The 10,422-nt window shown below is 67.0% G+C and carries 8 protein-coding genes; 2 read left to right on the top strand and 6 right to left on the bottom strand.

Annotated features, from left to right (window positions below; translation table 11 throughout):
* Window positions 1-93 precede the first annotated feature (93 nt).
* The gene (locus V4558_14045; protein ID MES2306627.1) at window positions 94-483 is read right to left on the bottom strand and encodes an MOSC domain-containing protein; all 390 of its coding nucleotides are present in this window, start codon (window positions 481-483) and stop codon (window positions 94-96) included.
* A gap of 50 nt (window positions 484-533) precedes the next feature.
* On the bottom strand, window positions 534-1,430 hold the full coding sequence (locus V4558_14040; GenBank protein ID MES2306626.1) for a cytochrome c: 897 nt from the start codon (window positions 1,428-1,430) through the stop codon (window positions 534-536).
* 141 nt (window positions 1,431-1,571) lie between these two features.
* On the opposite strand from V4558_14040, the gene V4558_14035 reads away from it, so the two are divergent.
* Window positions 1,572-2,723 (top strand): glycerol-3-phosphate dehydrogenase/oxidase, encoded by a 1,152-nt coding sequence (locus tag V4558_14035; protein ID MES2306625.1) that lies wholly within the window; start codon window positions 1,572-1,574, stop codon window positions 2,721-2,723.
* Entirely contained in the window at window positions 2,720-3,715 is a 996-nt protein-coding gene (locus tag V4558_14030) for a Gfo/Idh/MocA family oxidoreductase (protein ID MES2306624.1), read from the top strand. The genes V4558_14035 and V4558_14030 overlap by 4 nt, the downstream gene beginning before the upstream one ends.
* A 664-nt stretch (window positions 3,716-4,379) precedes the next feature.
* Here the strand turns inward: V4558_14030 and V4558_14025 are convergent.
* Genes V4558_14025 through V4558_14010 form a run of 4 tightly spaced genes read right to left on the bottom strand, consistent with a single transcriptional unit; the run spans window position 4,380 to window position 10,422 of the window.
* Entirely contained in the window at window positions 4,380-5,198 is an 819-nt protein-coding gene (locus tag V4558_14025) for a hypothetical protein (protein MES2306623.1), read from the bottom strand.
* Window positions 5,195-6,577, bottom strand: coding sequence for a hypothetical protein (locus tag V4558_14020; GenBank protein MES2306622.1), 1,383 nt, complete (start codon window positions 6,575-6,577; stop codon window positions 5,195-5,197). Before V4558_14020 ends, V4558_14025 begins: the two co-directional genes overlap by 4 nt.
* The gene (locus V4558_14015; protein ID MES2306621.1) at window positions 6,546-8,387 is read right to left on the bottom strand and encodes a glycosyltransferase family 2 protein; all 1,842 of its coding nucleotides are present in this window, start codon (window positions 8,385-8,387) and stop codon (window positions 6,546-6,548) included. The genes V4558_14020 and V4558_14015 overlap by 32 nt, the downstream gene beginning before the upstream one ends.
* Window positions 8,365-10,422 (bottom strand): hypothetical protein, encoded by a 2,058-nt coding sequence (locus tag V4558_14010; protein MES2306620.1) that lies wholly within the window; start codon window positions 10,420-10,422, stop codon window positions 8,365-8,367. The genes V4558_14015 and V4558_14010 overlap by 23 nt, the downstream gene beginning before the upstream one ends.

The raw sequence follows: 10,422 nt of genomic DNA, 5'->3' as shown, positions 1-10,422 counted from the left end.
CAGGAGTCTGAGTGCTGCCGAATGCTGCGCAACCGTACCGAGCCGGGACGAAGATGCCCCTTTATCGGTCGCTGGCAGCGGAGTCTGAGCGGGTCAGGCGGGAGCCCACAGGGCGGGCTCTCCCACGCGAACCTCGCCCCCTTCGATCACCTCGCCAAATACACCACCGCGCCACTGGGGATCCATCGCCAGGCGTAGTCCTGGGAGCGCCGCATCCATCAGCTCGCACGGGCGTGTTTCACCCCGGACCCGGATTCGCGCCGCCCCAAGGCAGAGGATCCGACCTCGGCTCGCGGCCAGGTTGAGGCCGGTCACCATCACGTTCGCCCGGCGGGCAGACGGAGCAATGTCCGCGGAGAGTTCGTGCATCATCGCCTGCCATGCCTCGCTCGAGATGATGGTGATCTGTCTCGTGCTGCTCCGGCCTGCGCTGCCGGCCACCCCGCGCCCGACCTCCAGCACCGCAGACTGTAGCGGATCCATTGGGCCACCATGGGCGCGCTTGCTCCAAAGTGCCTCGACGCGGCCAGCCATCACCGGCCGCCGAAGGCCCTGGATGGGACGCTCTGCAGGTAGTGCCAGATCGCCCGCAACTCGCTGTCGGTCATGCCGCGATACGACTCCCAGGGCATGAAGGGGTTGATCGCCGTTCCGCCGGGCCGCTTCCCCTCGCGGATGGCGTGAATGAAATCCGCCTCGGTCCATTTGCCGAGCCCGGCGGGCGTGAGGTTGGCGGCCGGTGGCAATCCGGGAGGCCCGGCCACCGCACCGCCTGAGAGTCCCGGGCCGTGGCATCCCGCGCACCCCGCCGCCTCCACGAGATAGCGACCGTAGCTCGCCTCCTCCGTCGGCAGCACCTCAGGTACCGTGATGCGCGCGGTCGTCTTCGGTGCGCTGAGGATGTCGAGTGCGCCCACCGCGAGCAGGGTCCGCCCCAGCGGCTTGAAATAACTGGTGATGATTTCGCGATCGACCGGCTTGAGTTGCTTGAGATAGGCAACGATCGCACCAATGTCGGCGTCACTGAAGTTGGTGTAGACCTCACTCGGCATCATCAACAGGGAAGTGCTGTCGCGGTGGGCACCGACGCGAAGCGCACGGATCCAGTCCGCATCGACGAAGCCCGCCCCGCGGCCGCCCTGACCCCGAGTAAGGTTTGGCCCCGCGACTACTCCCACCGGCCCCATCTCGGCGTACACCTTGCCGCCCAGGTCGGCATCGTGGCAGGTCGCACAGGCGCCGACCGCCTGCACCAGATGCTCGCCGCGCGCGATCGCCGTGCTGTCTGTCGGCACCGCAAGCGCAATCGCGGGGACGGGATACTTCCGGCTCAGGGCCCTGCCGCTCTGGACGACGACGAAGAGTGCGAAGAGCACGATCCCCGCAACAATCACCAGGCCGGCGGTTCGCAAGGCGCGACCAATCGACATTTTCAAGACTCAGGCGTGAGGGTAGGGAGACTCCGATATCAGAGTATTTACTTGCGATGCCCCCGACTGGCAATCGCGGCCCGGCCAGACCGGGAACCGGACTATTTTCCAGCAACTCCCCATCCACCGCGAGTCACGCCGATGCAGGATCTGCTGGTCATTGGAGGGGGGATCGTCGGCGCGGGCGTGGCGCGCGATGCCGCAATGCGCGGCCTCACCGTGACGCTGCTCGAGCGCGAGACCGCGGGGTGGGGCACCAGTAGCCGATCGAGCCGCCTCATTCATGGCGGCATCCGCTACCTCGAGCTTGGCGACATTCACCTGGTGCACGAGGCGCTCGCAGAACGGGCGATCCTGCTCCGCATCGCACCCCACCTCGTTCGCCCGCTCCCCTTTCTCTTTCTCACCGACCGCGGCGAATACTGGCAGTATTTCCGGGTCGGTGTTGGCGTGCTTCTCTATCGGCTGCTTGCCGGCCGACATGCTCTTGGCACGCACCGGCCGCTGAGTCGGCACACCGTCGTCTCCCGTGAGCCGCTGCTGCGACAGTCGCCCATGCTCGGCGGCGCACTTTACCAGGACGCGCACGGCGATGACATCGGTCTGGTCCGGAGTAACATCGCATCGGCGCGTTCGGCGGGTGCCACGATCCATGAGCACACCGACGCCCGTCTCGCCATCAGTGACGATGGCGTCTCGGCGACGCTGCCGCGTGGCGAGCGAATCGACGCCCGAGCCATGGTGCTCGCGGTCGGACCCTGGACCGACAGCGTGCGCGCGGCAATCGGGCTGCCGGAGCGCGACCTCGTCGGAGGGACCAAGGGAATTCACATCACCTTTGCGAACACGCGCTTTCCGCTGACACACGCCATCGCGCTGCGCCACCCCGATGATCGCCGAGTGATGTTCTGCATTCCCGAACCGGAATTGCAGCGCGTGCTCGTCGGGACGACCGATACCGAAACCAGCGAGCCGCCGGAGTCGTTGACCGTTCCTGCTACTGATGAGGCCTACCTGCTTCGCGCTGTCCAGCATCACTTTCCGGGGCTGGCGCTCGGCGCGAACGACATCACTGCGCGCTGGGCCGGAGTTCGTCCGCTGCTCAAGCAGAGCGGCACAGAAAGCGGCCGGACCCGGGAGCACCATCTGGTGCGTGAAGGCCGCGTGCTCACGATTGCCGGCGGAAAACTCACCACCTATCGCAAGATGGCCGAAGAGGTGGTGGACGCCGTGGGGGAAGTGCTCGGCGCAACGCTCCTCCCCTGTGCCACTGCCACGGAGATGCTGCCGTGACCGATGCCACGGTTCCGCTGAAGCGGGTCCAGTTCGGCATCATCGGCGCCGGACGGGTCGCGCGCAATCGCCTTGCCCCCGCGATCCACAGTGCGCGCAACGCCACCCTCTACGCCGCCGCGAGCCGTGACATTGCGCGCGCCACGGCGCTCTTGCCACTCGTGAGCCATGACAGTTACAGCGCCCTCCTCGAGGACCCCGCCGTCGACGCGGTCTGCGTGGCGACCCACAACGGCCTCCATCGCGAACTCGCGATTGCGGCGATGCGTGCCGGAAAGCACGTGATCTGCGAGAAGCCGCTCGGGCTCGACGCTGCGGAGTGCGCCGAGATGCTGGCAGTGTCGCGAGAGACCGGCCGCGTCCTCGTCGAGGCGTTCATGTACCGCTACCATCCCCAGATTGATGCGCTGCAGCGGCTGCTCGCGTCCGGCGCGATCGGCGAGCTGCGGCACCTCGAAGCATCGTTCTGTTTCCGCCTCGCCGACGACGAGCCGTCGCGGCTGCACGCGGAATGGGGCGGTGGGGCACTGATGGACGTGGGGTGCTACTGCGTCAACGCTGCTCGCCTCTTCCTCGGCAACACACCGAGCCAGGTGATGGCCACGGCCACGTTCGACACGGTGCACGATGTCGATCGTACCCTCCATGGAGTCCTCGGCTGGGACGACGGCCGTCACGCCACCATTTCCTGCTCGTTCGACGGCGGACTCCATCAACGGCTGGCGCTGGTCGGCACGGAAGGTGTTCTCGAACTGCACCAGCCCTTCAAGACCACCGACATCGCTGGTGTCGCCGTGGTCTCACCGCGCGTGACGCTCCGCACCCGGCGCGGCGAGGAACAGTTCACGGCCGACCCGGTGAATGCCTATCAGCTGGAGATGGAAGACTTCGCGCGTGCCGTGGCGCAGGGCACTCCGCCGCTGCTCGGTCCCGACGAAGGAGTGCTGAACGCGCGCATCATCGATCGCTTGCTGCAATCGGCGCGAAGCTGAGCGACGGAGGCCTGCCTGCCGGGCGTTACGCCGTGGGCTCCCTCTCCGCGGCTCCTGCACCGAGCGCCGGCAGGAATGTTCGCGGATTCGCCAGCGTTGCTCGTGGGCTCCCTCTCCGCGTCTGTTACAGCCGCCCGCGATCGCGCTAGCGGTGCCGGGATTGGTGAGCGACGGCTGTAAAGGCCGCTGCGAGGGACCCACGACTCAACGCCCGCGAATCCCTCGGTGCGATTTGAATGGGTGCGAGGGCTCGGTGCGGGGGCCGCGGGAGGAGAATCAGTAGGGAGCGCGTCCGTAGCCGGCGCTCTCTGCGCCGGCGAGCGATTCGCAGGAGCGACCGCCGAGCGGGCGGACGCGCCCGCCGCCGGTTGCGACCGAATCGCGGACGCGCGGATCCTGATCCGACGACCGCGGCTCCTGCACCGAGCACCCGCCAGGGATGTTCGCGGATTCGCCAGCGTTGCTCGTGGGCTCCCTCTCCGCGTCTGTTACAGCCGCCCGCGATCGCGCTAGCGGTGCCGGGATTGGTGAGCGACGGCTGTAAAGGCCGCTGCGAGGGACCCACGACTCAACGCCCGCGAATCCCTCGGTGCGATTTGAATGGGTGCGAGGGCTCGGGGTGGCTCCTGCACCGAGCGCCGGCGAGTATAGTCGCGGCTCAGCTCTACCGCGCGCTAGTCCCCGTCGGCGCATCGTGATTGAGCCAGAGCGATACCGACCAGGTGCGCTCGCGGGCGGTGTTCTTGCCGGAGATGCCGCCGTAGTAGCCTGCCTGGATCCCCACCGACTTTGAGACGCGCAGCACGGCCGAGCCGCCGAGCTTGGTCGCGCTGTAAGCGAGGCCGCCGCCCTGGAAGGCCGCGACGTTGAAGGTCTGCAGCATCAGGAGCACCTTGGGTCCGGCGTCGAGGCCCACGGTGGTGTCGTAGCGAAGTTCGTCCGCGCCGGTGCGCCACCACGCCCCGCCCACTGACGCCGTGACAAAGCCGCGCGTCCCCAGGGCACCGAAGCCATTGCCGTAGAGCAGTCGGACTTCGGCGTCTGTGCTGACGGGCCCAAGTACCGGGCGATCCTTGGTGTTGTACAGGAGTGGGATGTCGACGCGCGGCTGGAGCGAGAGAATCCCGCCTTTGCCCTGGGCGAGGCGCTTCATCAGGAAGAGTCCGGTCGCGCCGAACCCGGTCGTCACGGTGGAGGTGCCGTCGCGCTTGTCTTCGAGTCGCGCATAGCCCTGACCCAGCCCGACGGAGAGACCTTCTTTCCAGCCGTAGATGAAGTACATCCCCCAGTCGCGTTTCTCGAGGGCGTTCTCGGTTGCCAATGGTCCGCTCGAGAAGCGATCGGGAAAACGGCCGACATTGAAGCCGTGCGACATGAACCAGCCGCCCGGTTTGACGGTCCATTGTGCTTGCAACGCGGCCGGCACGAGGGCAAACAGGGCGATCGCAACCACGAAGGGGCGTTGCACGCGGAGTCCGGTCACGGCTGCACCTTGGCGTAGGGAATGAGCTTGTCATAGCGTACCGGCAGCCGCGGTGCGCCGGCGCGACGGTAGAGCGTGTACCCCGCCCAGTTCCAGTCGACCTGGAACCCGGCCGGGGGGCGGCGGTCGACATCAAGGGTCAGGCCATCATCGTCGCGGGTCACCAGTACATACTGTACGGCGGCACCGGGGTCGGCGAGCGCGATCTCGAATCCGGTATCGCGCGTCGTGAGATAAGGCGCGAGCGACGGTGCCCACTTCAGCAGGCCCATCGCGTAGCGATCGTCGATGAGGACGCTCCGCGCCGGTGCCGGGGCGAGCGCTGCGGCGACGGCGTGATTGGCCGCGTCCGCCGCCGACACCTGCGGCCACGGCACCAGCACCCACGCGGCGACGGCTTGCAGTACGGCAGCCGTGCCGAGGAGGGTGCGCTGCGCCTTGTCGAGCCAGGTCGGGATCGCGATCACCGCGACGAGAGTGAGCAGCACCACCGCGAAGGCGAGCGAGAAGTGCCAGCCGATCCGGTTCGCGGCGAGCAGCAGCACGAATGGCAGCAGCACGCCGGCAGTGGTCGCCTTCGGTCTGAGCAGGTTGAAGCAAGCCACCATCAGGTACGGCACGGTCCAGACCACGATCGCGAGGAAACCCGGCGACTCCGGCTCCCAGGGCGCGAAGGGAAAGGCGATCCGGCGCGTGAAGACCCACGAGAGGTATGCCCAGGTCGCGGTGGCCGCGATGCCAGGAAAGACCAGCAGCACCAGTTGTGACGCGAACGGTGGGATCTGCAGCCGCGGGAAGAGCAACGGGAGCACCGCACCGGCAATGAGCGCGAGGCCAAGGCCGAGCGGCGAGGTGTAGAACGCGACCCCGAGCCAGAGGCCGGTATAGAGGCCGTGAATCGTCTTTCGCGTTTCCCACCAGCGCCGGTAATGCCGCCAGCCGCCGAAGAGCGCGAAGAGCCCGACTGCCTCGTTGAAATCGCCCGCCACGAGGTGCAGGCCGATGGGAGACCAGAGGGCACCCAGCAGCAGGATGAAGGGCAGGATCGATCGGCGCAGGGTGCAGTCGTTGAGCACCAGCCACGCGATCGAGAAGACTGCCAGCGCACCGAAGATCATTGCGAGCGTCGCGGTGGGCCACGGCAGCAGCATCAGGAACGGCAGCGGCGGGTACTCGAAGCCGAGCAGCTCGAGCTGGCCGCGATCGAGTGCAAAGAGCACCTTGCTCAGGAAGGCGCCGTGGGTATCACTGAGGTAGCCGTCACGCGCGAGGAGGAGCGCCGCGATCAGCAGCGGTGCCGCCGCCACACTCGCCAGCAGGGCGCGCACCCAGTAGGGCGCGACGGCCCTACGCGGCGGCGCCGTGACGGGTGAGGCCATGTGTGGTCTTCTCCCAGTAGTACGGCTTGGTGAACAACTGCCCCAGCGCCTTGTACGCGGCGATCGAGTGCAGGATCCAGTAGAACGGATTCAGCAGCGCGAAGAGCACCAGCACGTGCAGTCGCCGCTTGAAGACGGCGAACATGTTGATGTAGATCGCCAGCGCGTTGCCGATCAGCAGGTTGAAGAGCGAGAGATAGAGCACGACCGGCGGGAAGATCGGATCGAGCACCCCGGTGCGGGTCGCGATCCAGACGATCGTGAGGACGATGCTCACCGGCTGGATCAGGAAAATCAGCGGCGTGCCACCAATCAGCAGTCCGAAGCCCAGGGTCTGCCGCAGGCCGACCTTCTTCACCAGTGCCATCGGGTCGCGTGAGAAGACCAGCGCCGTCTGCATGTATCCCTTGATCCAGCGAGAGCGCTGCCGGATCCAGTTGCCGACTTCCTTGTTCGCCTCTTCGTAGGTCGTCGAGTTGATGATCCCGACGCGGTAGCCATGCATCGCGGCGCGGATGCCGAGGTCGGCGTCCTCGGTCACGTTGAAGGGATCCCAGCCGCCGAGGTCGCGCAGGATCTGCGACTTGAAATGATTGCTGGTGCCGCCGAGCGGGATCGGCAGACGCAGCATGTCGAGGCCCGGCAGGAGATAGTCGAACCAGAACGAATACTCGAGCGTGAACATCCGGGTCAGGAAGTTCTCGTTCCAGTTGTAGTAGTTGAGGGCGGCCTGCACGCAGACAAGCGCTTCGGGTCCGCGCTGGAAGGCGAGGTAGGCCTTCTTGAGCTGGTCCGGTTCGGGCTGGTCCTCGGCGTCGTAGATCACGAGGTACTCGCCGCGCGCGAAGAGCAGGCCGACATTGCATGCCTTCGGCTTCGTCTGCGGGTCGCCCGTCGGCACCACGAAGAAGCGAACGTTTGCCCCAGGGGCCGCAGCCTTCGCAGCGGCAAGCGTCTCCGGGTCGTCCTCCTCGAAGAGCAACAGGATGTCGAGCTTGTCGGCCGGGTAATCGAGTTCGGCAAGTGACTTGAGCAGCGTCTTGATGACGGCGGCTTCGCGATAGATCGGCACCAGGATGCTGTAGACCGGCAGTGCGCGTTCATCAATGGCCGCGAGATCTTCCGGCGTGAGCGAGATCGCGGTCTCTGCCGATGCGCCACTGACTCCGACCCAGGTGCGGAACGCCACCACCAGCAGGAAGAACGCCGTGATCGGCACGTTGATCACCAGCAGCGTCTCGAGCGGTGCCGAATAGAAGCCTGCCAGCAGGGCAAAGCACGCCACAGCGAAAGTGAGGTACTGCGGCAGCGTGAATACCGTAAACGCGCTCTCGGCCTGATCGCGGAAGTAGAGGCCGTAGATCGAGGTGTCGACCACCTTGCGCCGGTGTGCGAGGGCGATGGCACGGTCGAGGTCCCACTCCGTGGTAACGCGATAGTCGATCGCGCGGCCCGGATAAACCACGTTGAGGGTCTGCGACAGGGCGTCCGGTGGCGAGTCGGCGACCACGACGGTCACCATGGCGCCGTCGTCGCGCACCGGCACGGCGCGATACTGCAGGGTGGCATCGAGTGGGAAACGCTGGGCTACGGCGGCATCGACCGTCTTTTCCTCGACGGTCGCGAACGGATAGCCCCAGAGCGCGGCCAGGGCGCGGGCCAGGTCAAGCCGGCGGACGAATCCGAAGATCAACAGCAGGCGCCCCAGCCGCTCGCCCGTCCGCTGCTGCTGCTGCAGCGCGGTGGTGAGTTGCTGGGACGAGATCAGTCCTCGTTCAACGAGGTAATCACCGAGGCGAATCGAGCTCACGACGGACGACGCGAGGGTAGAGCCAGAGCAGCAGGCCCATGATCAGGATCGCGGCCACCAGGAATATCGCGCTGCGGTAGCGCGCCAGCCTCGAGGTGGCACCCTCGCCCGTGAGGTCAACCCGCCAGCCCGCGTTCGCCACGGTCAGCTGACGCATCGGCCCTTGCTCGCCCCGCACGGCCAGATCGCCGCGCACACCGAACCAGCCGTAGGGGCCGAGCGCCTCGCGCACGAGGTCCGCCAGCGGCTGCCCATTCGCCTGCGTGTGATGCAGCAGCAGGACGTCCTGTCCGTTACGCTCGAACCCCTGCATCGCCGCGTATGGCGCGGTCGGTGTGAACTCGTCCCACACCTTGCCCGCGCGGTCGCGGAGACGGAAGCCATCGGTGTGCACCGGCGCGTCGAGCGCATTCGCGAGCCCGGTGGTGCCGACGGCAAGCAGCGGTCCGCTGGCAGCAGCAAAGTCACGCGCGAGCCCCGGCGCGAGCGGCGTGTGGGTCGTCTGCTGCATCGCCCCGATGATCTGGCTCGCAAGTTCTACCCGGAAGCGATCTCGCGGCTCAAGCAGCACCGAGAAGGCGGGAACGAACGAGGCCGGGAAGCGACCGAAGCCGGGCGCGATGTTGCTGCGACCGTTGATAACAAATGACGAGCCGTTGTCGATCGTCGCGGTGAAGACAGGCCCACCCAACAGGCAGCCTCCCTCACCCAGCACGACCTGGAAGCGCACCTCGATGACATTGTCACGACCAACCAGGTGCGACGGCAGCGGGACCACGACGTCGAGCGAGGTGTGATCGATGGCACGCGAGTAGATGAGCGATCCGTTGAGATGCACCCGGAGCGAGCCATTGCCGTTGGGCGGCAGCACCGAATGTTCGGCAACGAGGCGAAACGCCGTCGGCACCGTGCTGTTGCCGAAATCCGCCAGCGAGAAGGGATACGCGGCAACCAGCAGCGAACTTCCCTCGAGCGTGCGGTTGGTGAAGCCGAGGTCGCCGAGCGTCCGTACGCCGTCGCTGTTGTCGGGCGTGTTGTGGCTGAGGTCGACCGTGGTCGTCTTGAAGCCGGGAGCGGTCACCAGGTCGGCGCCGTCGGCCACCGTGAAGAGCTGACGCGCATCACGGCGGCCGGCGATCGCGAGCACGGTGCCGCGACCTCCCTCGGCGCGCGCGATCATCGTCCCGCCCGTGGGGCTCCACACCAGCGCGCGATCGTACGGACCGGGCTCCGGCATCGAATCGGTCGCGGGCAACGGTTTGATCTCGAAGGTGGTCGACATCCCGCGATAGCGTCGGGCCACGAACGCGGCCGCATCGAGGGCCGCCTGCGCGGCGTCGAGCGACGGCTTCTCGGCCACATAAAACGTGACCTTGCGGACCCACGGCTGGAAGAACGAGTTGATGCCGGCGACGGCGGCCGGCAAGCCGCTGTAATGCACCTGACTCTCGGGCGCGAGCACGGTGCGATAGTAGAGCTGCGCCTGGCAGGCATCGCGGCTCGGCACACTGAGTGAAATCGAGAGCGTTGCCTTGCCGTCCACCACGATTGCGTCGACCAGCGGCAGCGTGAGCACCGTGGTGCTGTCGGAGAGGGGCCGCACCGCGAGCACGCGGTCTCGCTGACGGAGCACCAGCGACGCCGCCGGCATGTTGGGCGTCGGCATCACCTGCAGCCGCAATTCGGTCGCGTGCAGGCCATCGTTGACCGGCACCGCGATTGTCGCTTCGTCGTTGGCGCCGATGAGCGTCACGCCACTCTTGTAGCCGATGTCGGCGAACGTGAGCGTTGGTGATGAGGTGGAGTCGACCGCCGAGGTCAGGATGGTCGGGAGCACTTCGTGACTGTCGGCGGCGCCACCAGCGGCACCTGCGGCGCCAGCGCGGCCCGCCGCCGAATCGACCGCGGCCGGAAGCGGCGCCCGGGCTGCCGGTGCGAGTGGGCTCTCCTTCCCCTTGCAGCCGCCGAGGGCGATCAGGAGTCCGAGCGCAATCGGCGCGACAATGCGCCCGCGTGGTGCCATCCAGGTCGTCAC

The sequence above is a fragment of the Gemmatimonadota bacterium genome (assembly GCA_040388535.1).
Classification (GTDB): Bacteria; Gemmatimonadota; Gemmatimonadetes; order Gemmatimonadales; family GWC2-71-9; genus Palsa-1233.
The sequence above is the reverse complement of the archived record's forward strand: the minus strand, read 5'-3'. Positions and strand labels throughout refer to the sequence as shown.

What these genes read in the sequence shown, in the direction of transcription:
- V4558_14045 (MES2306627.1), bottom strand. Translation starts at nt 483, where the DNA reads ATGGATCCGCTACAGTCTGCGGTGCTGGAGGTCGGGCGCGGGGTGGCC.
- V4558_14040 (MES2306626.1), bottom strand. Translation starts at nt 1,430, where the DNA reads ATGTCGATTGGTCGCGCCTTGCGAACCGCCGGCCTGGTGATTGTTGCG.
- V4558_14035 (MES2306625.1), top strand. Translation starts at nt 1,572, where the DNA reads ATGCAGGATCTGCTGGTCATTGGAGGGGGGATCGTCGGCGCGGGCGTG.
- V4558_14020 (MES2306622.1), bottom strand. Translation starts at nt 6,577, where the DNA reads ATGGCCTCACCCGTCACGGCGCCGCCGCGTAGGGCCGTCGCGCCCTAC.